General features: G+C 74.7%; 19 protein-coding genes, 1 tRNA gene and 1 pseudogene. 10 read left to right on the top strand and 11 right to left on the bottom strand.

From position 1 onward, the window contains the following. Positions 1–44 precede the first annotated feature (44 nt). Positions 45–722, top strand: coding sequence for a response regulator (locus ACFVVU_RS20155; protein ID WP_387791252.1), 678 nt, complete (start codon positions 45–47; stop codon positions 720–722). An 89-nt stretch (positions 723–811) separates the two neighbouring features. On the opposite strand, the gene ACFVVU_RS20150 is transcribed toward ACFVVU_RS20155, so the two are convergent. Beyond that, positions 812–2038, bottom strand: a complete 1227-nt coding sequence (locus ACFVVU_RS20150; protein WP_380681966.1) for an MFS transporter — start codon at positions 2036–2038, stop codon at positions 812–814. A 65-nt stretch (positions 2039–2103) separates the two neighbouring features. Between ACFVVU_RS20150 and ACFVVU_RS20145 the strand changes: the two genes are divergently transcribed. Further along, positions 2104–2466: a MerR family transcriptional regulator gene (locus ACFVVU_RS20145; RefSeq protein ID WP_355370094.1), complete on the top strand. Its 363-nt coding sequence runs from the start codon at positions 2104–2106 to the stop codon at positions 2464–2466. Positions 2467–2556: 90 nt separating this feature from the next. Here the strand turns inward: ACFVVU_RS20145 and ACFVVU_RS20140 are convergent, their stop codons facing one another. Further along, positions 2557–4245 (bottom strand): chitinase, encoded by a 1689-nt coding sequence (locus ACFVVU_RS20140; protein ID WP_387791249.1) that lies wholly within the window; start codon positions 4243–4245, stop codon positions 2557–2559. 225 nt (positions 4246–4470) lie between these two features. On the opposite strand from ACFVVU_RS20140, the gene ACFVVU_RS20135 reads away from it, so the two are divergent. After that, a complete protein-coding gene (locus ACFVVU_RS20135) occupies positions 4471–7698 on the top strand; it encodes a S41 family peptidase (RefSeq protein WP_380681964.1) in 3228 nt (1075 codons plus the stop codon). 30 nt (positions 7699–7728) lie between these two features. Here ACFVVU_RS20135 and ACFVVU_RS20130 read toward each other — a convergent pair whose 3' ends face one another. Beyond that, positions 7729–7995 (bottom strand): hypothetical protein, encoded by a 267-nt coding sequence (locus tag ACFVVU_RS20130; protein WP_387791247.1) that lies wholly within the window; start codon positions 7993–7995, stop codon positions 7729–7731. A gap of 318 nt (positions 7996–8313) precedes the next feature. Between ACFVVU_RS20130 and ACFVVU_RS20125 the strand changes: the two genes are divergently transcribed. Then, positions 8314–9111 carry a phosphoribosyl-dephospho-CoA transferase MdcG domain-containing protein gene (locus tag ACFVVU_RS20125; protein WP_380681962.1) on the top strand — a complete coding sequence of 266 codons (798 nt, stop codon included), beginning with the start codon at positions 8314–8316 and terminating at the stop codon, positions 9109–9111. Positions 9112–9170: 59 nt separating this feature from the next. Here ACFVVU_RS20125 and ACFVVU_RS20120 read toward each other — a convergent pair whose 3' ends face one another. After that, on the bottom strand, positions 9171–11306 hold the full coding sequence (locus tag ACFVVU_RS20120; RefSeq protein ID WP_380681972.1) for a phosphocholine-specific phospholipase C: 2136 nt from the start codon (positions 11304–11306) through the stop codon (positions 9171–9173). Between the two features lie 254 nt (positions 11307–11560). Between ACFVVU_RS20120 and ACFVVU_RS20115 the strand changes: the two genes are divergently transcribed. After that, on the top strand, positions 11561–12331 hold the full coding sequence (locus ACFVVU_RS20115; protein WP_387791245.1) for a hypothetical protein: 771 nt from the start codon (positions 11561–11563) through the stop codon (positions 12329–12331). Here the strand turns inward: ACFVVU_RS20115 and ACFVVU_RS20110 are convergent. The 3 genes from ACFVVU_RS20110 to snpA (ACFVVU_RS20100) form a co-directional block, all read right to left on the bottom strand. Further along, on the bottom strand, positions 12315–12971 hold the full coding sequence (locus ACFVVU_RS20110; protein ID WP_380681960.1) for a pentapeptide repeat-containing protein: 657 nt from the start codon (positions 12969–12971) through the stop codon (positions 12315–12317). The genes ACFVVU_RS20115 and ACFVVU_RS20110 overlap by 17 nt on opposite strands. Before the next feature lie 225 nt (positions 12972–13196). After that, on the bottom strand, positions 13197–13817 hold the full coding sequence (snpA, locus tag ACFVVU_RS20105) for a snapalysin (RefSeq protein ID WP_387791243.1): 621 nt from the start codon (positions 13815–13817) through the stop codon (positions 13197–13199). 174 nt (positions 13818–13991) lie between these two features. Beyond that, the gene (gene snpA / locus ACFVVU_RS20100) at positions 13992–14630 is read right to left on the bottom strand and encodes a snapalysin (protein ID WP_387791241.1); all 639 of its coding nucleotides are present in this window, start codon (positions 14628–14630) and stop codon (positions 13992–13994) included. A 63-nt stretch (positions 14631–14693) separates the two neighbouring features. Between snpA (ACFVVU_RS20100) and ACFVVU_RS20095 the strand changes: the two are divergent. Beyond that, positions 14694–15695: pseudogene (locus ACFVVU_RS20095) on the top strand (LysR substrate-binding domain-containing protein); the annotation flags it as partial. Positions 15696–16090: 395 nt separating this feature from the next. On the opposite strand, the gene ACFVVU_RS20090 reads toward ACFVVU_RS20095, so the two are convergent. Both ACFVVU_RS20090 and ACFVVU_RS20085 read right to left on the bottom strand, forming a co-directional pair. Further along, a complete protein-coding gene (locus ACFVVU_RS20090; RefSeq protein WP_387791238.1) occupies positions 16091–17284 on the bottom strand; it encodes a low temperature requirement protein A in 1194 nt (397 codons plus the stop codon). Positions 17285–17804: 520 nt separating this feature from the next. Further along, positions 17805–19511, bottom strand: a complete 1707-nt coding sequence (locus ACFVVU_RS20085; protein WP_380681956.1) for an ABC transporter family substrate-binding protein — start codon at positions 19509–19511, stop codon at positions 17805–17807. A gap of 353 nt (positions 19512–19864) precedes the next feature. Here ACFVVU_RS20085 and ACFVVU_RS20080 point away from each other — a divergent pair, with 353 nt between their 5' ends. From ACFVVU_RS20080 to ACFVVU_RS20065, 4 genes are all read left to right on the top strand, one after another. Continuing rightward, positions 19865–20848 carry an ABC transporter permease gene (locus tag ACFVVU_RS20080; RefSeq protein ID WP_380681955.1) on the top strand — a complete coding sequence of 328 codons (984 nt, stop codon included), beginning with the start codon at positions 19865–19867 and terminating at the stop codon, positions 20846–20848. 121 nt (positions 20849–20969) lie between these two features. Then, positions 20970–21857: an ABC transporter permease gene (locus tag ACFVVU_RS20075; protein WP_380681971.1), complete on the top strand. Its 888-nt coding sequence runs from the start codon at positions 20970–20972 to the stop codon at positions 21855–21857. Further along, a complete protein-coding gene (locus tag ACFVVU_RS20070; RefSeq protein ID WP_387791236.1) occupies positions 21854–23941 on the top strand; it encodes a dipeptide ABC transporter ATP-binding protein in 2088 nt (695 codons plus the stop codon). Before ACFVVU_RS20075 ends, ACFVVU_RS20070 begins: the two co-directional genes overlap by 4 nt. Before the next feature lie 101 nt (positions 23942–24042). Then, positions 24043–24116: transfer RNA gene (locus tag ACFVVU_RS20065), tRNA-Lys, on the top strand. 94 nt (positions 24117–24210) lie between these two features. Here ACFVVU_RS20065 and ACFVVU_RS20060 read toward each other — a convergent pair. Both ACFVVU_RS20060 and ACFVVU_RS20055 read right to left on the bottom strand, forming a co-directional pair. After that, the gene (locus tag ACFVVU_RS20060; protein ID WP_380683923.1) at positions 24211–25101 is read right to left on the bottom strand and encodes an alpha/beta fold hydrolase; all 891 of its coding nucleotides are present in this window, start codon (positions 25099–25101) and stop codon (positions 24211–24213) included. Beyond that, positions 25098–25832: a DUF998 domain-containing protein gene (locus ACFVVU_RS20055; protein ID WP_387791280.1), complete on the bottom strand. Its 735-nt coding sequence runs from the start codon at positions 25830–25832 to the stop codon at positions 25098–25100. Before ACFVVU_RS20055 ends, ACFVVU_RS20060 begins: the two co-directional genes overlap by 4 nt. Positions 25833–25977 lie beyond the last annotated feature (145 nt).

Below are 25977 nucleotides of genomic sequence, written 5' to 3'. Positions count from 1 at the left end.
CAGCGGCGCGGGGGACGGCGGCGCCGGGCCCGGCCGGCGGACGGGTGCGCGTCGTGGTGGCCGACGACGACGCGCTGCTGCGTGCCGGGGTCTGCCTGGTGCTGGGGACCGACGACCGGATCGAGGTGGTCGGCGAGGCGGCGGACGGGACGGCGGCCGTCGCCCGGTGCCGGGAGCTGCTGCCGGACGTGGTGCTGATGGACGTCCGGATGCCCGGCATCGACGGGGTGGAGGCGACCCGGCGGATCACCGCCGCCGGGCTGCCCACCCGGGTGCTGGTGCTGACCACCTTCCACCACGACGACTACGTCTGGGGCGCGCTGCGCGCCGGGGCGGCCGGCTTCCTGCTGAAGCGGGCCTCGGCCGAGCGGCTCATCGACGCGGTGCACACCCTGGCCGCCGGCGAGTCGGTGCTGGACCCGGCGGTCACCCGGGACCTGGTCGCCCAGGTGGTCGGCCGGGGCGACGGACGGCCCCCGCCGGAGCCGGAGGACACCCGGCTCGCCCAGCTGACGGCGCGCGAGCGGGAGGTGCTGCGGCTGGCGGCCGAGGGGCGGTCCAACCGGGAGATCGCCGCGCTGCTGGTGCTCGCCGAGTCGACGGTCAAGACCCACATGAAGCGGATCCTGGCGAAGATCGACGCCCGCGACCGGGCGCAGGCGGTGGCCATCTCCTACCGGGGCGGGCTGATGCCGCCCCGGGATCCGCGGGCCGGGTCCTGAGGACGCCGGTCACCGCGGACACCGCCCGTCGGCTCATGGGGCCGTCGGCACATGGGGCCGTCGGTTCATCGGGCCGTCGGTTCATCGGTTCACCGGTCGGAGCCCGGCCGGCGGGCCGGGAAGCCGTGGGCGCGGGCGGCCAGGACGAGGGCGAGGACGGGCAGCAGCAGGAGCAGCACGGCCCACGGGAAGGAGCCGGTGCCGAGCCGGTCGAGCAGCAGGCCGCCGGCCACTCCCCCGCCGGCCATCGCCGCGTTCCACAGCGTGACCAGCATCGCCTGCGCCGCGTCCGCCTGCTCGCCGCCCGCGTCGCCGGCGGCGGTCTGCAGCAGGGTCGGGACGCCGCCCCAGCCGAGCCCCCAGAGCACGGCGGCGGCGTACACGGCGGCGGAGCTGCCGGACGCCAGCCCGAGCACGGCGGCCGCGGCGGCGACCAGCAGGGTCGAGGCGAGGGTGAGCGCGCGCAGCCGGCGGTGGATGTGCGCGCCGGTGAACCAGATGCCCACCAGCGAGGCCGCGCCGAAGGCGAGCAGCACGACGCCGGTGACGCCGCCCATGCCGCGCCGGTCGAGGAAGGGCGCGATGTAGGTGTAGAGGACGGTGTGGGCGAGGACGAAGACGAAGGTGACGGCGAGCACGGGGGTGACCCCGGGGACGGCGAGGGCGCGCAGCACCGGGGCCCGTTGGCCGCGGGCCCGGCCGGGCACCTCGGGGACGGCCGCGGCGATCCAGCCGGTCACCCCGAGGGCGGCCACGGTCATCAGCAGGAAGGCCACCCACCAGCCCAGCACCTTGCCGAGGAAGGTCCCGGCGGGCACGCCCAGCGACAGCGCGAGCGGCGCACCGGCCATCGCGACGGCGATCGCCCGGCCCTGCAGCTCGGGCGGCGCGAGTCGGCGGGCGTATCCGGCGAGCAGCGCCCAGGCGAGGCCGGCGGCGACCCCGGCGACGAAGCGGGCGGCCATGGTGAGCGGGTAGTCGGTGGACAGCGCGGTGACGGTGTTGGCGGCGGCGAAGCCGAGCATCGCGGTGAGCAGCAGGCGCCGCCGGCCCCAGCCGGCGGTGGCCGCGGTGAGCGGCACGGCGGTGACGGCGGTGCCCAGGGCGTAGACGGTGACGGCCTGGCCCATCGCGGACTCGCCGACGCCGAGGTCGGCGCTCATGGCGGGCAGGACGCCGGCCGGCAGGGTCTCGGTGAGAGCGGTGACGAAGACCGCGGTGGCGAGGGCGAGGAGGGCGGGCAGGGGCAGGGCGGCCGGCCGCTCGGGGGCGGCGGGCGGCAGTGGTCGGTCGGTGGTCCGCGTGGAGGTCCGCATGGCCGTTATGCTCAAACGCTCACATTGATGTGAGGGTCAACGCGACCGGTTGTGAGGTGGGCCACATGCGGATCGGGGAGCTGTCCGAGCGGACCGGGGCGTCCCGCCGGCTGCTGCGCTACTACGAGGAGCAGGGGCTGATCGCGGCCGGGCGCTGCGCGAACGGCTACCGCGCGTACGACGACTCGACGGTGGACCGGGTGCTGCAGATCCGCGGGCTGCTCGACGCGGGGCTGCCGACCCGGATCATCAAACAGATCCTGCCCTGTCTCAGCAAGCCCCGGACGATCCACTTCGAGGACGCCACACCGGAGATGATCGCCACCCTGGAGCAGGAGCTGGCGGGGATGAGCGCGCGGATCGCCTGTCTGACCCGCAACCGGGACGCCATCGCGCAGTACCTGGCGGAGGTGCGGGTGGACCGCTGAGCGACGGGTTCGGGCCCCGTCGCCCAGCGGTCGGCGCGTCGGTCCCGGCCGGTCGTACGACCCGTCAGGGCTGTCCGACCCGCCGGTCCGTCAGCGGCGGAAGTAGGAGTCGAAGTTCTTCGAGAACTCCCGGCCGCCGAACTGGTCCCAGTTGATCGACCAGGTCATCAGACCGCGCAGGTTGGGCTGGGCGCCCGCCTTCGGGACGTAGCTGCCGCAGTTGGCCAGCTTGGTGAGGCAGTCCAGGGCCTTGTTGACCTCGGCCGGGGCGACGTAGCCGTTGCCGGCGTTGGTGGTGGCCGGCATGCCGATGGCGACCTTGGACGCGGGCAGCGCCGGGAAGACGTTGCCGGTGTTGCCCGCCACCGGGAAGCCCTTGAGCAGCATGTCGGTCATCGCGACGTGGAAGTCGGCGCCGCCCATCGAGTGGTACTGGTTGTCCAGGCCCATGATGGAGCCGGAGTTGTAGTCCTGGACGTGCAGCAGGGTCAGGTCGTCGCGCAGCGCGTGGATGACCGGCAGGTAGGCGCCGGCGCGCGGGTCCTGGCCGCCCCAGGGGCCGGAGCCGTAGTACTGGTAGCCGAGCTGGACGAAGAAGGTCTCCGGCGCCATGGTCAGCACGAAGTTCGGGCCGTACTTGGCCTTGAGCGTCTTGATCGCGGAGATCAGGTTGACGATGACCGGGCTGGTCGGGTTCTTGAAGTCGGTGTCGCCGGTCTGCAGCGACAGCGAGTGGCCCTCGAAGTCGATGTCCAGGCCGTCCAGGCCCCACTTGTCGATGATCGCCGAGACGGAGCTGACGAAGGCGTCGCGGGCGGCGGTGGTGGTGAGCTGGACCTGGCCGTTCTGGCCGCCGATCGAGATCAGCACCTTCTTGCCCTTGGCGCGCTTGGCGGCGATGGCCGCCTTGAAGTCGGCGTCGGACTCGACGGTCGGGCACTCGGTGGCCGGGCAGCGGTTGAACCGGATGTCGCCGGAGGTCACCGAGGTCGGCTCGCCGAAGGAGAGGTTGATGAAGTCCCAGGAGTCGGGGACGTCGGCCATCCTGGTGTAGCCGGCGCCGTTGGCGAAGCTGGCGTGCAGGTAGCCGACCAGGGCCTTGGAGCCGACCGGCGGCGTGGTGGGGGTGCCGGTGGGCGTCTCGGTCGGGGTCACCGTGGGGGTGACCGTGGGCGTCTCGGTCGGGGTCACCGTGGGGGTGACGGTCGGGGTCACGGTGGGCGTGGCGGTCGGGCTGGGCGCGCCGGGGCCGTCCAGCGAGACGTCGTCCGCGTAGTAGGTGCCCTGGCCGTACCAGCCGTGGGTGTAGACGGTGGCGCTGGTCTGGGTGGCGCCGGTGGTGAAGCTGACGCTCAGCTTCTGGTAGGCACCGCCGGTGCCGGGCGTCCAGGTCGAGGTACCGCCGTCCACGCCGAGGTAGACGTACGAGCCCTTGAGGTAGGCGCTGAGCGTGTAGGTGGTGTTGGGCGCGACCGTGACGGTCTGCGCGCAGCGGGCGGTGTCGCTCGCCGAGGCCGCCGCGGCCAGCGCGTAGCTGCCGCCGTGGGCCTGGCCGGTGACGACGCTGCCGGTGCCGGCGGCGCAGCTCCACGGGCCGAGGGAGCCGCTCTCGAAACCGCCGTTGACCAGGAACTCGCCGGCCGAGGCGCTGGGCGCCAGGCCCAGGGTGAGGCCGACCATGGTGGCCGCGGCGACGGCCGAGGCGGTGCCGGCGGCCAGCGCGGTGCGCGAGCGGCGGCGGGGGGCCGCGGGGGCCGGGGAGACAGGGGTTCTGCGCATGTGGGGGACTCCTTGCGGAGGGCGCGGTCGTGGGGGGTGTCCGGGCATGCCTGGGCGCGCACCGGTGGTGGGGGAACGGCGCGGCCGGGCAGACGAGTTGGACTAGACCACTGAAGTGGATTCGGCCGTACGGTGTCAATGGTCCAGACCGGTTCCGGCCCCGGGAGCGGCGCGTGGGGGGCGCTTCCGGTTGCCGCGCGTGACGCCCCGTCGAAGCATGGAGGGGTGACGTCGTCCGGTTACCTCCGCTACCCCCACCTGCGCGGGGGCCTGCTGACGTTCACCGCCGAGGACGACGTCTGGATCGCCCCGCTGGACGCGGCGGCCGCCGCCACCGGCCGGGCCTGGCGGGTCAGCTGCGACCGCACCCGGGTCAGCCACCCCCGGCTCTCCCCCGACGGCCGCACCCTCGCCTGGACCGCCTGGCAGAGCCTGGCCCCCGAGATCTGGACCGCCCCCGTCGACGGCGGCGAGGCCGTGCGGCTCAGCCACTGGGGCAGCCAGGACACCCGGCTGCGCGGCTGGCTGCCGAACGGCGAACTGCTCGCCGTCACCTCCTACCACGAGCCCTTCGGCCACTACACCTGGGCGCACGCCCTGCCCCCCGACGGCCGCCCCACCCGCCGGATGCCCTGGGGGCCGGTCGGCGACGCCCAGGTCGGCCCCGCCCACACCGTGCTGCTCACCGGCGCCGCCCCGCACGAGCCCGCCGCCTGGAAGCGCTACCGGGGCGGCGCCACCGGCCGGCTCTGGGTGGACGGCGAGCAGATCCTCGACGGCCTGCCCGGGCACCTCGCCTCCCCCATGCCGGTCACCTGCGCCGACGGCGAGCGGATCGCCTTCCTCAGCGACCACGAGGGCGTCGGCAACCTCTACTCCTGCCGCCCCGACGGCACCGGTCTGCGCCGGCACACCGACCACGCCTCCTACTACGCCCGCGAGGCCGCCGGCGACGGCGAGCGGATCGTCTACCAGCACGCCGGCGACCTCTGGCTGCTCGACGGCCTGGACGCGCACGCCCCGCGCCGGCTGCACGTCCCGCTCGGCGGCGCCCGGGCCGGCCGGCGCCCCTACCAGGTGAGCGCCGCCTCGCACGTCAAGGACCTCGCCTGCGACGCCACCGGCCGGGCCGGGGTGGTCACCGTGCGCGGCAGCCAGTACTGGCTCACCCACCGCGACGGCCCCGCCCGGGCGCTCGCCGACACCCCCGGCGTGCGCACCCGGCTGCCCGTCGTGCTCGGCCGCACCGGCGAGGCCGCCTGGATCACCGACGCCGAGGGCGAGGACGCGATCGAGGTCGTGCCGCTGCCCGGCCACGAGCACGCCCCCTCGCAGCACGGCCACCGGACGGTCGCCGCCGGACGGATCGGCCGCGTCCTGGAACTCACCGCCGCCCCCGACGGCGCCCACCTCGCGGTCACCACCTCCGACGGCCGGCTGCTGCTGGTCACCGCCGCCGAGGGCACCGTGCGCGAACTCGCCGCCTCCGGCCACGGACCGGTCACCAGTGCCCGCTTCTCCCCCGACTCGCACTGGGTCGCCTGGTCCCAGCCGGCCGCCGGCCGCTCGCTGCGCCGCATCCGGCTCACCCGGGTCGACGCCTCCGTGCCGGTCGTGGACGTCACCGACGGCCGCTTCGAGGACGAGCAGCCCGTCTTCACCCGGGACGGCCGCTACCTCGTCTTCCTCTCCTGGCGCGGCTTCGACCCCGTGCACGACGTGCACACCGGCGACCTCTCCTTCCCGCTCGGCTGCCGCCCCTACCTCGTCCCGCTCACCGCCGCCACGCCCTCCCCGTTCGCCGCCCCCGCCGAGGACGCCGCCCCGCACGGCGACGGCGGCGGCGACGGCACCGTCGAGGTGGAGGCCGAGGGCATCGGCGAGCGGCTGATCCCGTTCCCGGTGCTCGCCGGCAAGTACTCGGCCACCGACGCCGTGCGCGGCGGGCTGCTCTGGCTGCGCTGGCCGATCTCCGGTGTCCTCGGGCAGACCTTCACCAATCCCGACGACACCTCCGGACGCCCCGCGCTGGAGCACTTCGACCTGGTCCGCGGCTCCCGCTCCACGCTCGCCGACCGGCTCGACGGCTACGCGGTCTCCGGGGACGGCGGCTCGGTGGCCGTCTACTCGGCCGGCACCCTGCGGATCGTCCCGGTCGGCGCGCCGTCCGCCGGCGCCACCGTCGACCTGCGGCGGATCACCCACACCGTGCACCCGGCCGCCGAGTGGCGCCAGGCCTACGCGGAGGCCGCCCGGATCGTGCGCGACCAGTTCTGGGACGCGGGCATGTCCGGACTCGACTGGCCCGCCCTGGTCGCCCAGTACGAGCCGCTGCTGGAGCGGATCGCCGGCCCCGACGACTTCGCCGACCTGCTGCGCGAACTGCTCGGCGAACTCGGCACCTCGCACGCCTACGTCACCCCGTCCCGGCGCGGCGAGGGGCCCGCGCTCGCCCAGCAGCCGCTCGGCCTGCTCGGCGCCAACGCCCACCGCTCCCCCGACGGGCGCTGGCTGTTCGACCGGATCCTGCCCGGCGAGTCCTCCGACCCGCGCGCCCGCGCCCCGCTCGCCACCTACGGCGTGCGCGGCGGCGACGAACTGCTCGCCGTCGCCGGGCGGCCCGTCGACCCGGTGCGCGGACCGCTGCCGCTGCTCGCCGGCACCGGCGGGACCAGCGTCGAACTCACCCTGCGCCGGGGCGGCCCGGACGGCCCCCTGCGCCGGATCACCGTCACCCCGCTCACCGACGAGCGGGCCATCCGCTACCAGGACTGGGTGGCCAAACGGCGCGCCCTGGTCCGGGAGTTCAGCGACAGCCGGTGCGGCTACCTGCACATCCCGGACCTCGGCGGCTCCGGCTGGGCGCAGTTCAACCGGGACGTGCGGCGGGAGCTGGACAAGCCCGCGCTGGTCCTGGACGTGCGCGGCAACGCCGGCGGCAACGTCTCCGAACTGGTCCTGGAGAAGCTCACCCGACGGGTGCTGGCCTGGGACTTCAGCCGCGGCCGGGAACCCGTGCGGTGGCCGCGCGACGCGCCGCGCGGGCCGGTGGTGGCGCTCGCGGACGAGGCCACCAGCTCGGACGGCGACGTCGTCATCGCCGCCATCCGGCTGCTCGGCCTCGGCCCGGTGGTCGGCGCCCGGACCTGGGGCGGGGTGGTCGGCATGACCGGGCGCCACCAGCTCGGTGACGGGACGCAGATCTCGGTGCCGAAGAACGCCTCGTGGTTCACCGGCGGACTCGGCTGGACGGTGGAGAACCGGGGGGTCGAACCGGACGTGCACGTGCTCCGCACGCCCCGGGACTGGGCCGCGGGGCGGTACCCGGAGCTGGTCACGGCGGTGCGGCTGGCGCTGGAGCTGCTGGACGACCTGCCGGCCGCCGTCCCCCCGCCGCCGGACACGCCGCGGCCGGACCTGCGGCGGCCCCCGCTGCCACCGCGGGACCGGTGAGCGCGGGGGCGGCAGGGCGCCCTGCGAGGTTCAGCCCCAGGGGTCGCCCTCGGAGGTCATGTCCTGGCGGGCGCGCTCCTCGGCCTCCCGCTCGCCGACCGCGGAGGCCTCCTGGGCCTCGCGGGTCTTCTCCGTCTCGGCGCTGAAGGCGTCGGCGGCCTCGTCGTGGGCCAGGGCGGCCCGCTGGGCGGCGTCGGTCCGCGCGGTGGTGTCCTGTTCGGCGCCGCCGCCGAGCGAGGACCTGCTCTCCTCGGCGGCGTGCTGCGTCCTGTGGCGGAACCTGTCGAAGATGCCCATGACTCCTCCTCCGGGCGAATTCCGGACTGCCCCCACTCTCACACCGCCGCCGCCCGCCCGCACCCGCTGCCCGGCCGGGCGCGTGGGGGCGCGTGGGGCGCGCGGGGGCGGGCGAGGGCGGGGCGGGTGGACGCGGGGTCGCAGGGCGCACCCCTGGGCACGGAGGCGGGCCGGGGGCGCGGGCTGCGGGCCGGGCGCCGGACGGCGATTGAGCCGTTGGTCCCTGGTCGCGGGCGCCGAAAGGCCGTAGCCGGTTCGGCGGGGCGGGAGGAGGGTGGAGACCGTCAGCCGGTCCCGATCCCACCCCTGGAGCCCGCCGTGACCGTCGCCGCCCGCCCCCGCGTCCCCCGTCCGAGTGAGGAACTGCACGGCGGACCGCGCCGACTGGTCGGATCGCTGGCCGCGCTCGACGGACGGCAGGCCGGCGTCCACGACCTGCTGCTGATGCAGTGCCCCAGCTCGCTGCGCCCGCTCGGCGGCGGCCCGCTGCCGGACTGGGCGCGGCAGGTGCTGCGCGCGCACCCCTGGGTGACCGTCGGACGGGCGCCGGCCGTGGCGGGCACCCCCGCGGACACCCCGCACCCCGTGCGCTGCACCCGGGACGTGTCGGCGGCCCCGGAGACCTGGCTGCCGGTGACGGTGCGCGGCCCCCTGCGCGGGCAGCGGCTGGACGCGCTGGCGCCCCGGTCGGCGGTGGCCCGGATGCTGCGCCCCGAGCAGTTGCCGGGGCGGCTCTCCCTGCTGTCGCCCGAGCGGGTGGCGGCGATCCCCGCGCTGACGGTGCTGCCGCTCGCCGGGCAGCTGATCGCCGACCACCGGCTGGCCTGGGGGCCGATCGGCGCGATCGGCTACGAGCTGGCCACCGGCGAACCGGTGGCCGGCCCGCTGAGCCCGCTGCGGCTGGTGCTGCGCGCCCCGCAGCCGGTGAGCCGGCGCGACGCGCTGCACCTGCGGCGGGCGCTCAGCCGGCTGCGGGTGCCGGTCCAGGCCGAGCTGGAGACCCGGCACGGCGCGGTGCTGCTGGCCGAGTACGCGGCCTCGCCGCTGACGCTGACCCTGCTCACGCCGGACGGGCCCCGGGAGGTCCACGACCCGTGGTTCCCCCGGGGCCGGTGAGCCCGTGACGCGCCCACCCGGGCCTGACGCCCTCGCCCGGGCCCGGGTGAGCGCCCGGCTCAGCCGCTGATGCTGGCCGCGCCGGTCTCCAGGTGGCCGGTGAACCGCTGCGACCAGGTGGCGTCGGCGTTCACCGTGACGGTGAAGTCGTACCAGCCGTCGGTGTAGGCGACGGCGTTGAAGAAGTCGCTCACACTGCCGCCGGCCGGCACCTGGTACGTCCAGGGGCCGTCGGTGCGGTAGTTGGTGGACGTGATGGTGAAGGTCAGCGCGGTGGTGCCGGTGTTGGCGAGCTTGAACCAGACCGCCGGCTTGCCGGTGCCCGGCTCGACGGCGTACGAGCAGGTGACGGCCGCGTTCTTGCCCGCCTTGGTGGCGTCGCCCTTGAAGCGGCGCAGGAACCGGTTGGGGCCGACCACGCTCAGGTCGTACTGACCGCTGCCGTAGCCGGTGCCGCAGTTGAAGAAGTCGCTCTGGCTGCCGCCCGGGTCGACGGTGTACTGCCAGGGGCCGCCGCCGCGGTAGGCGTTGGCGTACGCGGCGAAGTGGGCGGTCCTGGTCGCCACCGCGCCCTCGTTGGCCATCGTCAGCCAGACCTTGATCGCGCCGGCCGAGCCGAACTCCAGGTGGTCCAGGTTGGCGTTCGGCTGGTGGGGCAGGGCGCGGGCCGGACGGGTGCCGATCTCCTGGGCGGGCAGCTTGTTGTCGACCGGGGCCGGGTTGGGCAGCGGGCCGCAGTTGGCCATGCCGACCACCGCGCCGGCGGTGGCGGGCAGCGTGGGCAGGCCGTACACCGGGTTGGCGAAGTCGAACAGGCCGGTGAGGTCGCCGCAGACCCGCCGCCGCCAGTCGCTGATGTTGACGCAGGTGGCGGGCTTGCCGATGGCGGCGGTCCACTTCTCCAGGAAGCGCAGCACCGAGGTGTGGTCGAAGACCTCGGAGGAGACCCAGCCGCCGCGGGTCCACGGGGAGACGGCGATCAGCGGGACGCGGAAGCCCAGGCCGATGTTGGTGCCGTTGTAGAACTCGCCCGGGGTGCCGGCCGGGGCGGCGGGCGGCGGGACGTGGTCGAAGAAGCCGTCGTTCTCGTCGTAGTTGAGGAACAGGACGGAGGAGTTGAAGACGTCCGGGTCGGCGTTGAGCGCGTCGATCACGTTGTGGACGAAGTGCGCGCCGTCGGCCGGGGTGGCGTACGGGTGCTCGGAGACCTCCTGGTTGGGGACGATCCAGGAGACCTGCGGGAGGGTGCCGGCCAGCACGTCGGCCTTGATCGCGGCGACGATGTCGTCCGGGGTCCGCCCGGTGACCTTGGGGACGGAGCCCATGCCCTTGACCGCGAGCGGGCTGCCGGCGGGCGCGCCCGTGAACTGGGTGAAGTAGCCCAGCGCGTTGTCGCCGTAGTTGTCGGCGGCGTTCTGGTAGACCTTCCAGCTGACGCCCGCGTTCTCCAGCGCCTCGGCGTAGGTCTGCCAGCGCAGGCCCTTCTCGTCGCCGCCGTCGTAGGCCGGGCCGCCGGCGGCGCCGGACGGGTCGATCTGGCCCGACCAGTGGTAGGTGCGGTTGGGGCCGGTGGCGCTCAGCACCGAGCAGAAGTAGGCGTCGCAGATGGTCCAGTTCTCGGCGAGCGCGTAGTGGAACGGGATGTCCTGGCGGGTGAGGAAGCCCAGGGTGCGGACGTTGCCCTTGGCCGCCACCCAGGAGTCCAGCTTGCCGCCGTTCCAGGCCCTGTGCTGGTCGCTCCACCCGTGGCTGAGGTCGCCGTTGCACTGGGCGAGGCGCTCCGCGTCGGCGCCGCCGGCCGGCTTGGTGAGGCTGAACTGCCACGGGTACTGGCGGCCCAGCAGGCCGTTGGGCTGGTTGAAGACGGAGTAGCCGCCGGCGATCTGGATGGCGGAGCGGTCGGCGAAGCCGCGCACGCCGCGCAGCATGCCGAAGTAGTGGTCGAAGCTGCGGTTCTCCTGCATGAGGATCACGATGTGCCGCGCGTCGGCCAGGCCGCCGGTCTGCGACAGCGCCGCCGACGGCGTGGTGGCCACCGCGGCGTCCGGAGCGGCCGGGTCGGCGGCCGGCGTACCGGCGGGTGCGTCGGCGGCGGGGGCCGCCCCGGCGCCGGTGGTCCCGGCACCGGCCACGGCGAGGCCCGCGGCGGCGGCACCGGACAGGGTCACGAACTTCCTACGACTCAGCTCGGCCATCAGCCCAGCCCGTCCCTTCATCGGCGATGTTGTGCACACAAGTCGGCGCCCACACGATCGCGCAGCATCCTCCACCCGCTCCCGACGGCCCCACCAGGGGCCGGCGGCAGGGTTGGCGGACTGTTCCCCCCTGGGTCGCCGAACGACCTGCGGCTGAACGGACGGCCGGGCCGAAACCTCCGGACCTCCTCATTTGAACGCGTTCAAAGTTTTTGCCACACTGAGGCCAGACACCGTTACGTGGGGGGATTTCCATGCAGATGTCACGCTTCGCCCTGTCCACCGCCGCCGTCGTGCTGGCGGCCGGCGCCCTGAGCGCCTGCACCGGCGGATCGCACGCCCCGGCCGTCGGCGGCCCGCCCGGTGAGCTCGTCAAGGCCGCCGACGCCATGGACCGCATCGGCAACGGCCGGCTCCGGTTCACCGCGGCCGAGGGCGACAAGGCGCCGGCCACCCTCAACGGGTACGTGCGCTGGCGGGGCCGGCCGTCCTTCGAGACCACCGAGGGCGACTCCACGATGCGCCTCGTCCAGGGGGGCATGTACGTCCGCGGCCTCGGACTCGACCGCTGGCAGCGGCTCGACCACTTCACCTCGCGGGCCGACGAGCCGCCCACGCCGATCGACCTGGCCACGCTGAGCATGGAGCTGGCGTCCTCGCCCGCCGCCGAACTGCGGCGGGCCGCCGGGCACGGCACGGTCACCGCGGAAGGGCGGGAGGACCTGGGCGGGGTCCCCGTCGCGCACTACCGCAGCGTGTCACCCGTGCCGGCGATGAGCGGCAACGCCGAGCGGCGCCTCGTCGGCGGCCCCGACTACACACCGCCGGCCGGCTCGGCCTGCACCGCCGACTACTGGGTCAACGACCGCCACGAGCTGGTCAAACTCACCCTCGCCCTGAGCGCCGGTCAGGACCGGGCGCAGGCCACGGCCGAGTACAGCGAGCCGGGCGCCGCCCCGGACATGCCCGTACCGGCGCCGGCCGAGGTGGAGGACCCGTGGGCCACCGTCAGTCCTTCACCGTGATCCCCAGGGCGTGGGCGAACTGGGGGGCCAGTTCGAGGAGCTGGGTGGAGCTGATGAGGGCGCCGCGCAGACCCTGGTGACCGTCGGGCAGGCCGAGGCCGACGGCGCCGCGCAGGTCCACCTTGCTCAGGGTGGCGCCGCGCAGCCGGACCTCCTCCAGGGTGGAACCGGGGAAGGTGACGCCGGTGAGCCGCGCGTCGCCGAAGTCGACGTCGCGCAGCAGGCAGTCCTCGAAGACGACGTCGCGCAGCACGGCGGCGCGCAGGTTGACGGCCTCCAGCTTGCAGCCGCGGAACACCACCCGGCGCAGCGCCGAGCCGTGCGCGGCGATGCCGGCCAGCACGCCGCCGGAGACGGCGGTGTCCTGCCAGTCGCTGTCGGCGAGGTCACAGGCCACCCAGCGGCCGGCCTGCACCCAGACCTCGTTGAACCGGGCCTGGCGGAGCCTGACGCCGCTCAGGGCCACGCCGGTGAGGGCGCACTCCAGGAAGGTCGCGCCGCCCGCCGACTGGTCGGTGTACTCGCCGCCGTCGAAGTGGACGGTGTCGTAGCGGTCGTCGCTGCGCAGCGGGCCGGTGTGCGCGGTCAGGTGGGCGGCGTAGGGCAGGTCTTCCAGGTGGTCGGGGACGTGCTGGGGCATGCGGGGGCACCTCGCGGTCGGCGGCGGACGGGTCCTGGTCCGCATGCTCGCACGGGGCACCGACAGTCCGGCGCGAGCGGGCGCGGCGGTGACACGGTGGGGCGCGCACCGCCGGCCCTGCTCGGATGCGCCGCTCGGGACGGGAACGCACGCGGGGCGGCCCGGTCGCCGGGGTTGCGGCGACCGGGCCGTCACTGCGGTGCGCGGGGCAGGCCTTGGGAGGGACTACCGCCAGAGGGAGTTGACGCGGCTGCGCTCGGTGCTGTTCGGGTACGGGTTGGTGCAGGAGGTGCCGGGGCCGCCGCCGGACATCAGCTCGCTGCACGGGCCCGAGTAGTGGTCGGGCAGGCCCAGCACGTGGCCGGTCTCGTGGGCGGTCACCCGGGTCGAGTTGTACTGCCGGTTCTGCGCGTAGTCGAGGAAGATGTAGCCGCGGCCGTGGCCGTCGGTGCTGGCGTAGGAGCCGCGCGAGTCGTTGCCCTCGTAGTAGCGGAAGTCGGCGGCCGAACCGGACCGGAGCTGCACGTTGGTGACCGAGCTGTTCCAGATCTGCGCGCTCTGGGCTATGACACCGGCGAAGGACGGCGCGCTGCTGGCGTCGTAGGTCACCGTGACGGCCAGCAGGTACGGGTTGGCGGCCTGCTTGGCCCGCGCGGACTTCATGACGGCCTCGAAGAACGCCTGGTTGTTGGCGTCCTCGGCGGCCGAGCCGGCGTAGGCGGTCGCGGTGGTGGACGGCGTGTAGCCCTGGGCCGGCGCGGCGACGGCGCTGGTCGGCAGGGCGGCCAGGCCGGCGGCGAGCGCCAGGCCGAGGGCGGCGGAGAAGGTGCGCGAGACACGGTTCATGTGGGGGGCTCCCGTTCACGGGTCGAGGGGTGGGGGTACGCCGGTGCGGCGGTGCGGGACGCACCGCGGGTGGTGCGGTGGTGCGGGTGGGCATGCGCCCGACCGGCCGGAGGGGGTCGTCCGGTCGGCGCGCGCCGGGGGGCCGCCGCGGGGGCGGGCCGTCGAGGGGCCGGATCAGCCGGCCAGGCCGTACCGCCACAGCGAGTTGACGCGGCTGCGCTCGGTGCTGTTCGGGTACGGGTTGGTGCAGGACGGGCCGGGGCCGCCGCCGGACATCAGCTCGCTGCACGGGCCCGAGTAGTGGTCCGGCAGGCCCAGCACGTGACCGGTCTCGTGCGCGATCACCCGCAGCGAGGAGTACTGCTGGTTCTGGGAGTAGTCGAGGAAGATGTAGCCGTTGCCGTGCCCGTCGGTGCTGGCGTAGGAGCCGTTGGACGGGTCGTCGCCCTCGTAGTACGCGAAGTCGGCGTTGGAGCCCTGCTGGAGCCGGACGTTGCCGACCGAGCTGTTCCAGATCTGCGCGCTCTGGGATATGACCCCGGCGAAGGACGGCGCGTTGCTGGCGTCGTAGGTCACCGTGACGGCCAGCAGGTACGGGTTGGCGGCCTGCTTGGCCCGCGCGGACTTCATGACGGCCTCGAAGAACGCCCGGTCGTCCGCCTTGCCCGCGCCCTTCGCAGCGGTGCCCGGGGTGTAGTGCCCGGCGGCGGGAGCGCTCACCGGGGCGGCGGTGGCGGCGGTCGGCAGGGCGGCCGTTCCCACGGCCAGGGCCAGTCCGAGTGCGACGGAGAACATGCGCGGGACACGGTTCATGTGGGGGCTCCGATTCGCGAGTGCGCCGCGGACGGTGGGGGCCGGGCCGCGGGCATCGGATGAATGCTTGCTGCCCCCAGAGCTTCGGCCAGGCCGGCGGCCCGGCGGATGATGTCAACCGGCGATAGCCCGGACCAATCACCGCGCCGCCCGGACGGCCGGTCCGATCCTCCGGCCAACAGCCTGTCATGTCCCTGGCGTCATCCCGTTTCCACCGTTACGCTCCCGGATGTGGAGCTCGACGTGAGACACCTGCGGGTGCTGTGCGCGATCGCCGACACCGGAAGCCTCCGCAAGGCAGCGCTGCAGCTCGGCATGACCCAGCCGTCGCTGACCACCCAGCTGCACCGCATCGAACGGGCCGTCGGCGGCACGTTGTTCACCCGGGAGCAGACCGGCAGCCGGCCCACCGCGCTCGGCCACTCCGTGCTGTCCCGGGCCAGGCCGGTGATCGCCGAGATGGCGGCGCTGGTGGCCGCCGCCCGCCAGGAGGCCAGGGAGGCGGCCGGTGGCGAGCGCGCCCGGCGGCTGCGGATCGGCAGCGTCGGCAGCCGGGCGGTGGCCGCCTGGCTGCGCCGGCTGCACGAACGGCTGCCGGAGACCGACACCACGATCCAGATCGACATCTCGGCCAACGCCCTGCTGAGGATGGTCGCCGCCGACCAGTTGGACGTGGCCTTCGTGCACGAGAGCGAGGGCTTCCCGCTGCGGCTGCCCCCGGACGCCGAGCACCGGGTGCTGCTCACCCGCGAGCCGCAGTTCGTCGCGCTCACGGCCGGCCACCGGGCGGCGGCCCGGCCGGTGGTCCGGCTGGCCGAGCTCGCCGAGGACACCTGGATGGTGGACCCGACCGCCGACCACGAGTACGCCGCGATGCGCCGGGTGTTCCGCGCCGCCGGGCTCAACCCCCGGGTGGTGCAGGTGCGGGACAACGCGACCGCCGCCGAACTGGTCGCCTCTGGGGAGGCGGTCCGCCCCTGTCAGCCGACCTCACTGCCCGGGCCGGGCACCGTCGTGCGGCGGCTGCACGGCGACCCGCTGGCCGTGCGGCTGCTGCTGGTCTGGCGGCCGCGCGCGCTCGGCCCGCCGGCCCGCGAGGCGCTGTACGAGGAACTGCGGGCGGCCTACCTGGACCTCGCCGAGGCCAGCCCGGCGTACCGGGCCTGGCTCGCCGGGCACGACGAGGTGCGACGCGCCCTGCTGGGGCCGCCCCCGTTGGACCCGCTCCGCGCGAACGGAACGGCGCTCGGCGGTGCGGCACTCAGCGGTGCGGCGCTGAACGGCTCGGCACTGCACCGCTCGGCACTGCACGGCTCGGCACTGCACGGCTCGGCACCGAACGACGCCGACGGGCCCGACGGAACGGGCCCGCCGAACGGGACGAACGGCCGGGCCGAGGAGCACCCCCGCGACGGGCAGCCGCGGGAGGGCTCGCCGCAGCGCCGTCCGCCCGCCCTCGTTCAGCGCTCCCTCGCGTGCAGCGCCACCCCGGCCGCCACCGCGGCCGCCGTCACCAGACCCGCCGCGAGGACGCCGGAGCCGCCCGCCGCCGTACAGGCGAGCACCGCCACCGAGGCCACCGGCAGCAGCGACAGCTGAAGCGCGCCGGTCTTGGCGTGCCGGGCGTGCAGCGCCCAGACGGCGAACAGGTAGAGCGCGGTCGGCACGGTCACCGCCGCGGTGGCGGCCGTCTCGGAGACGTGCGCCTTGTGCACGGCCGATGCGACCGCCACCTCCAGTCCGGCGCCGATCGCCGCCGCCGCGCCGAACACCAGGTAGTGGCCGTAGCCCCAGAGGAAGGCCTGCCGGCTGGACCGCAGGTGCTGGTGGACCGGCCGGGCGTAGTAGATCCACCAGGCCGAGAAGCAGATCAGCAGACCGCCGACCGCGGCCGGCAGCAGGCGGGCCAGTCCCTCCTGCTCGTCCGCCGCCGACTGCACCGCGACGGTCGCCGCCGCCACCGTCTCGCCGAGCACGATCAGCGTGAACAGGCCGTACCGCTCGGCGATGTGGTGCGGGTGCCACGGGGTCCGCAGCCGCAGTTCGGCGACCACCGGCACGGCCAGCTCGGCCAGGATCCCGATCGGGATCAGCACCGAGCGGACGTCGTGCGGCAGCAGCAGCACCGCAACCCAGCCGATCTGGCAGAGCGTGATCCCGACGGCGTAGCGCAGCGCCACCACGCGGGCCAGGCCCTCCTCGGCCGCCGCCGCGCGCAGCCACTGGGTGACCATCGCCAGCCGCATCACCACGTAGCCGATCACCACCAGCACGAGGTCCTGGTCGGCGAAGAGCCGCGGCACCCCGGCGGCGAGGATCAGCACACCGGCGATCTGGACCAGGGTGGTGAGCCGGTAGGGGACGTCGTCGCAGTCGTAGGCGGAGGCGAACCAGGTGAAGTTCATCCACGCCCACCAGATCACGAAGAAGGCGAAGAGGTAGCCGGTCAGGCCGTCGCCCCAGTGGCCGCCCGCGAGGTCGTGGGCCAGCTCCCGGCCGGCCTGGCCGACGGCGACCACGAAACAGAGGTCGAAGAAGAGTTCCAGCGGGGTGGCGACCCGGTGCGGCTCGTCCCGGCTGCGCGGGACCATCCGGCGCACCGGGCGGGGATCGACGGGGTGCGGGCGCGGGACTGCGGTGGAATCGCTGCTCATGGACGGGTCTCCGGGATCCGGACGGGCGGGCTGTACCCGCCGCATCCTGACAGCGCGCCGGGCGCCGCGCACGCATCCGGGGACACCAGGGAGCACCGGACATTGCCCGGGAGCGCACGGATCGCGGCGAGCGCCGCCGGATCGGGAGATTGCCCCGTTTTGGACCGATACGCCCTGGCGTCAGCGAGAGTTGACGCCCCGGTGCGCGAACCGGGTGACAGCGCGGCGGGTTTGCGGACGCGCCGCGCCGTACGGTGCGACCGCCCGGACGCCCCGCTAGATTCGTCCCCGGTTCGAAGCGAACGGGGCCCGGGGACGGACCTCGCGGCACGGGCGGCCTGCGGGCATCGCGGAAGGTCAAGGCGGGTGGCAGGACAGCGGGGGCGGCATCACCGGCCTTCCCGTGTCCGCACCACCGGCCTCGTGATCACCGCGCTGCTCGCCAGTGCCCGCCGCGCGCCCGCCCGGGCCGCCGGGGACCGCACCGCCGTCCCGCCCCCGGCCCCGCCCCCGGTCCCGGCTACTTCTCCCAGCCGATCTTGGCGTAGTCGGTGCTCGCCAGGCCGAACGCCCCGTAGTTGGCGAGACCCTTGCGGGCCGCCACCACGGTCGGCCGCTGGTACAGCTCGAAGGTGTGGCCGAGCTCCCAGATCCGGGCGTCCGCCTGGTTGTAGAGCTTCGCGGCCTCCACCGGGTCGATCGTGCCGGCCGCCTTCTTCAGCAGCGCGTCGATCTCCTCGCTGCCCAGCTTGGAGTAGTTGCCGAAGACGTTGTCGCCCTGCGGCAGGCGGAAGTTGGTCAGGCTGCTGGAGAGCGGGAACGAGTCGGTGTTGCGCCAGCTGGCGATGTCCCACTTGCCGGGGTTGACGTACTTGGTGAAGAAGTCGTTGGCCGCGACCTTGTCGATCTCCACCTTGACGCCGGCCGCCAGCCACATCGCCTGGGCGGCGGTGGCGAGGTCGACCTGGGCCTGCGGGGCGGACTCGTTGAGCACCCAGTGCAGGGTCAGCGTCTGGCCGTCCTTGGTGCGGGGCTGACCGCTGCCGGCCTCCTTCCAGCCGGCCTCGTCCAGCAGCTTCTTCGCGGCGGCCGGGTCGAACTTCGCCCACTCGCCGGAGTTGTCCCGGTAGCCGGTCTGGTTGGGCATGAAGATGTGGTTGCCGAGCGGCTTGAACTCCACCGGCACGCCATTGTTGGCGATCTTGATGAGCGCCCCCCGGTCCAGCGCCCTGCCGAGCGCCTGGCGGACCTTGACGTCCGCCAGCGGACCGCCGCCGCCGAAGGAGATGTGCACCTCGTCCCACGGGCTGGCGGACCGGATCACCGCGTCCTTGGCGTCCTTGAGCTGCCCGTACGCGGTGGCGGTGCCGGCCGTGGCGAAGTCGATCTCGTTGTTGAGGAAGGCCTGGGTGGTCGCCGACTGGGACATCACCCGGAAGGTGATCCGCTCCGCCTTCGGCTTGACGCCCCACCAGTCGGGGTCCGGGACGAGGGTGAGGGTCTGCGCGGTCTTGTCGGCGGTGCCGATCTTCAGCGGCCCGGCGGTGATCGGGATCTTCTCCACCCAGCCCTTGTTGAAGTCGTCGGCGGTGGCGATCCCGGCCGCCGGGACCAGCGGGCGGAACAGGTTCTGCCAGTCGGCGTACGGCTCGGAGAAGGTCACCTTGACCTCGGCCGGGTCGGCGCCCTGCTCGACGGCGGAGATCAGCTCGTAGCCGGCCGAGTCGGCGATGTTGTAGCCGTCCTTCTTCCCGTTGGTGGCCTCCCAGTCGGCCTTGAAGTCGAGGTAGCTCAGCGGCTTGCCGTCCGACCACTTGGCCTTGGGGTTGAGCTTGTAGGTGATCACCTGCGGCGAGGCGGAGGTGACCTTGGCGTCCACCAGGTAGTCGGCGACCGGCTTGAAGGTGCCGGTCTCGTCGGTGCTGAACAGGCTCGGCTCCAGCGTGCGCATGATGTCGACCGCGTCGCCGTAGCGGCCGTCCACCTGGAACGGGTTCCACTGGGTGATCCACTGGTAGAGCGGGAAGCGGACCTCGCCGCCGTCGCGGATCTGCTCCGGCGGCTTGGCGTTGATATCGATGGCCCCCTGCCCGGGCGCTTCGCTCCTGACCGCCGTGTCCGCCGAACCGCCTCCGCCGGAGGTGCACGCGGCGGTCGCCAGCGCGACGGCGAGGGCGAGGGCGGCGGCGCGGCCGAGTCGGCGCGCGGGCGTGGCGGAAGCGTCCATGAGGGTCCCTCCGTGATGTCCGGCGAGTGGTGAGAGATGAGCGTCGCGAGGTGTGGCGAGGCTTGAGCGTGGGCAGCCAAGTCGGTGCCGGGGACCGAACGTAACAGCCGATCAGAACGAGTACCAGGGGGCCGAGTTGACACCTGATCCGACCGAAACGGGGCGCAACACGGCCGCAACACCGCGGCCGCGCACCGGTGCCACACTCTGAGCTGCGCTTTCCTGACCACGGTCAAGAACGGCGATCGGCCGTCCCTCCCTCGCCCGCGCCCGCGCGCCCGCCCCCGACCCGAAGGCCACCCTCCGATGCCCACCAGACGCGTCGGCCCCGCCCCCACCCCGGGCGGCCGTTGATGCTCCGCTACCTGACCAAGCGGCTCGCCTACTACGCCGTCCTGCTGGTCGCCGCCGTCTTCCTGGCGTACGCGCTGGCCGGCGCCGCCCTGCAGCCGCGCGCCTACTTCGAGGCCAAGGTGCCGCGCCCGGCCGCCGCCTCGGTCGAGCGCCAGCTCACCGACCTCAACCTGAACGACCGCACCCCGGTGGTCGAGCGCTTCGGCCGCTGGGCCGGCGGACTGCTGCTGCACGGCGACCTCGGCCGCACCATCCACGACACCCCCGTGATGGACGACTTCCGCCGCCGGGTCTGGGTCTCGCTGCGGCTGCTGCTGGTCGGCAGCCTGCTCGGCATGGTGCTCGGCGTCGCCGCCGGGGCTTGGAGCGCGGTGCGCCAGTACCGGCTCTCCGACCGGCTGCTGACCGTGCTGTCCTTCGTCCTGCTCTCCACCCCGGTCTTCCTGGTCGCGCTGTTCCTCAAGAACGGCGCCATCGCCGCCAAGGACGCCGTCGGCCACGAGGTCGTCCCCTTCACCGGGTACGAGACGCCCGGCCTCGACGGCGGCCTCGGCGCGCACCTCGCCGACTGGGCACTGCACCTGCTGCTGCCCACCCTCTCGCTGGCGCTCGGCGGCCTCGCCACCTACAGCCGCTACCAGCGCGGCACCATGCTCGACGTGCTCGGCTCCGACTACCTGCGCACCGCCGAGGCCAAGGGCCTCACCAGGGGCCGGGCACTGGTCAGGCACGGACTGCGGACGGCGGTCATCCCGATGTCGACGATGTTCGCCTACAGCTTCCTCGGCATCTTCACCGGTGCCGCCTTCACCGAGACCATCTTCGGCTGGCACGGCATGGGCGAGTGGTTCATCCAGTCCGTCAACGAGCAGGACGTCAACGCGGTCGTCGCGGTCAACCTGTTCGCGGCGGTCGTGGTGCTCGCCTCCGGTTTCCTCGCCGACACCCTGCACGCCGCGCTCGATCCGCGCGTGCGGGCCTGACCCGAGGAGGAGCGCCGTGACCGCCGCGATCACCGGACCCGCCGGACCCGCCGAGCCCGCCGGGACGCCCGGGACCGCACCCGAACCCGCCCCGGTACCCGCGACGGCCGGCCGGGGGCGGATCGTCCTCGCCCGGCTGCTCGCCGCCCGCGGCGCGGTGGCCGGTGCCGTCGTCGTCCTGCTGCTGTTCCTGCTGGCCTTCGGCGGCCCCCACCTCACCCCCTGGGACTACGCCGCGCCCGACTACGGCGCGCTGCGCCAGCCGCCCTCCGCCACCCACTGGTTCGGCACCAACGGGATCGGCCAGGACGTCTTCGCGCAGACCCTCCGCGGTCTGCAGAAGTCCCTGGTCATCGGCCTTCTGGTGGCGCTGTTCTCGACCGTGCTGGCCTCCCTGGTGGGCGCCTGCGCCGGCTACTTCGGCGGCTGGACCGACCGGTCGCTGATGTTCCTGGTCGACCTCATGCTGGTCTTCCCCGCCTTCCTGGTCGTCACCATCGTCTCGCCCCGGCTGAAGGGCGCCGGCTGGCTCGCCTTCGTCCTGCTGCTCGCCCTGTTCAACTGGATGATCACCGCCCGGGTGGTCCGGTCGATGACGATCTCGCTGCGCGAGCGGGAGTTCGTGCGCGCCGCGCGGTTCATGGGCGTCCACCCGCTGCGGATCATCACCCGGCACGTGCTGCCGAACGTCGCCTCCTTCCTCATCATCGACGCCACCATCGCGGTCGGCGGCGCCGTGATGAGCGAGACCGCGCTCTCCTACTTCGGCTTCGGCGTCAGGGCGCCGGACGTCTCGCTCGGCACCCTGCTCGCCGCCGGCACCAGTGAGGCACCGGTCTTCCCCTGGCTGTTCTACTTCGCCGCCGGGCTGCTGGTGCTCTTCGTCCTGGCCGTCAACCTGATCGGCGACGGGCTGCGCGACGCCCTCGACCCCACCGCCGAGGCCGCCCGCAGACCCCGCCGCACGCGCGAGCGTGACCGTGCTCCGAGGAAGGGGACCCGCGCGTGACCGACACCGCCGCGACCACCGCCACCGGCACCCCGCTGCTGCGGGTGCAGGACCTGCGGGTCGACTTCACCGGCCCGCGCGGCGCCGGCCCCGTCCCCGCGGTGCGCGGCGTCGACCTCACCCTGCGCCGCGGTGAGACCCTCGGCATCGTCGGCGAGTCCGGCTCCGGCAAGTCCGTCACCGCGCTGGCCGTCCTCGGACTGCTGCCCGGCACCGCCCGGGTCCGCGGCTCGGTGCGGCTGGACGACCGCGAACTGCTCGGCCTGCCCGGCCGCGAGCTGGCCGCCGTCCGCGGCCGGCGGATCGCCATGGTCTTCCAGGACCCGCTCTCCGCCTTCACGCCCGTCTACCGGATCGGCGACCAGCTCGTCGAGGCGCTGCGCGTCCACCGGCCCGGCCTGGACCGGACCGCCGCCCGCAAACGGGCCGCCGAACTGCTCGACCTGGTCGGCATCCCGGCCCCCGACCGCGCCCTGGACGGCTTTCCGCACGAGTTCTCCGGCGGCATGCGCCAGCGCGCCATGATCGCCATGGCCGTCGCCAACGACCCCGACGTGCTGCTCGCCGACGAACCCACCACCGCGCTCGACGTCACCATCCAGGCGCAGGTGCTCGACGTGCTGCGCACCGCCCGCCGGGAGACCGGCGCCGCGCTCGTCCTGGTCAGCCACGACCTCGGGGTGATCGCCGGGATGGCCGACCGGGTCGCCGTGATGTACGCCGGGCGGGTCGTCGAGACGGCCGGCGTGGACGAGCTGTTCGCCGCGCCGCGCCACCCCTACACCCTCGGCCTGATCGGCGCCGTCCCCCGGCTGGACGGGCGGCGCGGACCGCTGGTCCCGATCCCCGGCACACCCGCGCCGATGGCCGGACTGCCGGACGGCTGCCCGTTCGCCGCCCGCTGCCCGCTGGCCGAGGACCGCTGCCGCACGGCCGAGCCGCCGCTCGCCGGCGACGGCCACCTGAGCGCCTGCGTCCGGTCCGGCGAACTCGCCGAGCGACGGCCCGCGCCCGGCGAGGTGTACCCCGTGCCGGAACTCCCGGTGGCGCCCGGCCCGCCGCTCCCCCGCGCGCAGCGCCCGCCGGTCCTGGAGGTCGGCGGCCTCACCAGGACCTTCCCGCTGCTCAAGGGCACCGTCTTCAAGCGCCGGGTCGGCTCGGTGTACGCGGTGGACGGCGTCGAGCTGTCGATCCGGGAGGGCGAGACCCTCGGCCTGGTCGGCGAGTCCGGCTCCGGCAAGTCCACCACCCTGTTCGAACTGCTGCGCCTGGCCGCCCCCGAGTCCGGCCGGATCGAGCTGCTCGGCCGGGACACCGCCGGGCTCTCCCGCGCCGAGGCCCACCGGATGCGGGCCCGGCTGCAGATCGTCTTCCAGGACCCGATGGCCAGCCTCGACCCCCGGATGCCGGTCGGCGACATCGTCGCCGAGCCGCTGCGCGCCCAGCGGGCCGCCAAGGAGGAGATCGCCCGCCGGGTGCCCGAGCTGCTGCGCCAGGTGGGCCTCGACCCGGCGCACGCCGTCCGCTACCCGCACCAGTTCTCCGGCGGGCAGCGGCAGCGCATCTCGATCGCCCGGGCGCTGGCCGTCCGGCCCCGGCTGCTGGTGCTCGACGAGCCGGTCTCGGCGCTGGACGTCTCGATCCAGGCCGGGGTGCTCAACCTGCTCCAGTCGCTCAAGGCGGAGCTCGGCCTCTCCTACCTCTTCGTCTCGCACGACCTCTCGGTGATCCGGCACCTCGCCGACCGGGTCAGCGTGATGTACCTGGGGCGGACGGTCGAGCAGGGCGAGGTGTCCGCCGTCTTCGAGCGCCCCCGGCACCCCTACACCCGCGCCCTGCTCTCCGCCGTCCCGCTGCCGGACCCGGCCGCCGAACGCGCCCGCACCCGCGTCCTGCTGGCCGGCGACCCGCCCTCCCCCACCGTCCGGCACGCCGGCTGCCCGTTCCGGGCCCGCTGCCCCGTCCACCCGGCGCTCGACGAGGCGGCCCGCGCCCGCTGCGCGAGCGAAGCGCCGGCGCTCACGGCCGCCACCGGGCCCGGGGACGCCGACCACCAGGCCGCCTGTCACTTCCCGGAGGGGTGACGGGCCGCGCGGTGAGGCCCGTCCGGCGTCACCCTGGGTCACCGGGCGCCGACGATTCGGCGGATCGGCCCGACTGCGTGTAATGTCTTCCAGGTCAGCAGGCGCCGCTAGCTCAGTTGGTTAGAGCAGCTGACTCTTAATCAGCGGGTCCGGGGTTCGAGTCCCTGGCGGCGCACAGACGGTCGAAGGGCCCCCTCGCAGCAGCGAGGGGGCCCTTCGGCGTTTCCCCTGCGTCCCGTGCGTCCGGGCTTCCCACGCGTCCGCCCTGTTCAGCGGGCCGTGTCCAGGATCGCCGAGGCCACCGCGTCCGGGCGGTCGAACATCAGCAGGTGCCCGGCCGGGGCGGTGCTGCGGAACTCGGCGCCGAGCAGCGCCGCCAGCTCCCGCTGGACGGCCAGCCACTCCCCGGTGCGGCGGCCGCGCAGACCGTCGTCCGCGGCGAGCACGGTGACCGGCAGGTCCGCCGGCAGCGGGGCGGTGCGGCGCAGTCGGGCCAGTTCGGCGGCCATGTCCAGGTAGCGGGCGTTCTCCCGGAGCAGCGCCCGCAGCGAGCGCCCGGTGCGGTAGCAGCGCCGGACCAGCGACGCGGGGGCGAGGTCCTCGCGGCGCACCGTGGTGGCCCGGGCGGTCAGCCGGCGCACGGTGGGCCCGAACAGGTACGGCACCGCGACGGCGGTGGCCGCACCGGCGGCGGTGCGCGCCGCGAGATCGCGCAGGCCGGGGGCCGGGAGCGGGTGCGGATCGGGTTCGACGCTGCCGTCCAGCAGGACCAGCCCGGCCGTCCGCTCCGGGTGCAGCCGGGCGAAGGCCTCGACGTGGAACGCGGCGAGCGAGTGCCCGGCCACCGTGCACGGCCCGGCCAGGTCCAGCGCGTCCAGCACGGCCCGGATCCGGTCCGCCTCCCCGGCGGCGGTCGGCAGCGGCCGGTCGGCCGGCTCGGGCGCGCTCAGGCCGTAGCCGGGCCGGTCGAAGCGGACCACGGTGCGGTACGGGGTGAGGAAGGGGACGACGAGGTCCCAGTCGAACCAGCTGCTGCCGAGGCCTCCGGCGAGCAGGCAGACCGGGCCCCGCCCCTCGGCGCGGACGTGCAGGGGCGTGCCGTCGATCCGCAGGAAGGTCGCGGCGGCACCGTGCGGACCGGAGGGGTGTGCGCCGGTCATACCGGATCCCGCTCCCCGGACGGCCGGGCACGGGCGACCGCGGCGGGGGCCGGGACGGCCGCGGGAACCCCGGTGTCCGCCCCGGAGCGCAGCGCCGCCGCGAGCAGGGCCAGCCAGAGGGCGACGAGCAGCACCTGGAGGCGCTGGCCGGCGCCCAGCGCCCAGGTCCCGTGGCCGGCCTCGAAGGCGGCGATCGCGCCGAGGCTCCACCCGGTGGCGAGCAGTTCGGCGCCCAGCAGCCACGGCCCGTACCGCCGCACCGGCGGCCACCGGCCGTGGCGGCGGGCGGCGACGGTGAGCGCGGTCAGCCCGCCGAGCGCGCCGAGCACCGCCAGGCTGCTGGTCACGGCGTGCGCGGTGTGGGTGGCGGGGACGAGCCCGGCGGTCTCCCGGGCGGCGCACATCTCGTCGCTGGTGGGCGCGCAGCTCAGCGGCAGCCGGGAGTCGGCGGCGGTGGCCGCGCCGAACAGGGCGAGCCCGGCCCATCCGGCCACCGCCCAGCGGCCGGTCCCCGCACGCGCCCGGACCGGACCGCGGAAGGCGGTCAGGGCGAGGACGGCGGCGGCCAGCACCGCGAGTCCGGCGACCAGGTCGGTGGCCCGGAAGAGACCGCCCAGCGGCTGGTCCTCGGCGGCCAGCTCGCTGAGGTACGCCTGGACCGGGTCGAGCCCGGTGCTGAGCACCACCTCCAGGACCCACGCGGTGTACGCGAGCGCGCTGAGCAGCAGCAGGGCGGCGACGGCGCGGACGAGGGCGGGGGCCGGGGCGGAAGTGAGCCGAGCCTTCCGGTGACCGGGGTGGGAGCTGGGCACGATTCCACCCTAACCGGCGGTAAACCCCTCCCCAACCGGGAGGAAACGGACGGCCCGGCCCGGG

This window comes from Kitasatospora sp. NPDC057965 (assembly GCF_042887135.1).
Taxonomy (GTDB): domain Bacteria; phylum Actinomycetota; class Actinomycetes; order Streptomycetales; family Streptomycetaceae; genus Kitasatospora.
Note: the sequence above shows the minus strand (reverse complement) of the source record. Positions and strands in the feature narration are given on the sequence as shown.

Bases quoted from the DNA above. Each gene is read 5' to 3' on its own strand.
- ACFVVU_RS20150 (WP_380681966.1), bottom strand. From the start codon at position 2,038: ATGCGGACCTCCACGCGGACCACCGACCGACCACTGCCGCCCGCCGCC.
- ACFVVU_RS20145 (WP_355370094.1), top strand. From the start codon at position 2,104: ATGCGGATCGGGGAGCTGTCCGAGCGGACCGGGGCGTCCCGCCGGCTG.
- ACFVVU_RS20140 (WP_387791249.1), bottom strand. From the start codon at position 4,245: ATGCGCAGAACCCCTGTCTCCCCGGCCCCCGCGGCCCCCCGCCGCCGC.
- ACFVVU_RS20130 (WP_387791247.1), bottom strand. From the start codon at position 7,995: ATGGGCATCTTCGACAGGTTCCGCCACAGGACGCAGCACGCCGCCGAG.
- ACFVVU_RS20120 (WP_380681972.1), bottom strand. From the start codon at position 11,306: ATGGCCGAGCTGAGTCGTAGGAAGTTCGTGACCCTGTCCGGTGCCGCC.
- ACFVVU_RS20115 (WP_387791245.1), top strand. From the start codon at position 11,561: ATGCAGATGTCACGCTTCGCCCTGTCCACCGCCGCCGTCGTGCTGGCG.
- ACFVVU_RS20110 (WP_380681960.1), bottom strand. From the start codon at position 12,971: ATGCCCCAGCACGTCCCCGACCACCTGGAAGACCTGCCCTACGCCGCC.
- snpA (WP_387791243.1), bottom strand. From the start codon at position 13,817: ATGAACCGTGTCTCGCGCACCTTCTCCGCCGCCCTCGGCCTGGCGCTC.
- snpA (WP_387791241.1), bottom strand. From the start codon at position 14,630: ATGAACCGTGTCCCGCGCATGTTCTCCGTCGCACTCGGACTGGCCCTG.
- ACFVVU_RS20090 (WP_387791238.1), bottom strand. From the start codon at position 17,284: ATGAGCAGCGATTCCACCGCAGTCCCGCGCCCGCACCCCGTCGATCCC.
- ACFVVU_RS20085 (WP_380681956.1), bottom strand. From the start codon at position 19,511: ATGGACGCTTCCGCCACGCCCGCGCGCCGACTCGGCCGCGCCGCCGCC.
- ACFVVU_RS20080 (WP_380681955.1), top strand. From the start codon at position 19,865: ATGCTCCGCTACCTGACCAAGCGGCTCGCCTACTACGCCGTCCTGCTG.
- ACFVVU_RS20060 (WP_380683923.1), bottom strand. From the start codon at position 25,101: ATGACCGGCGCACACCCCTCCGGTCCGCACGGTGCCGCCGCGACCTTC.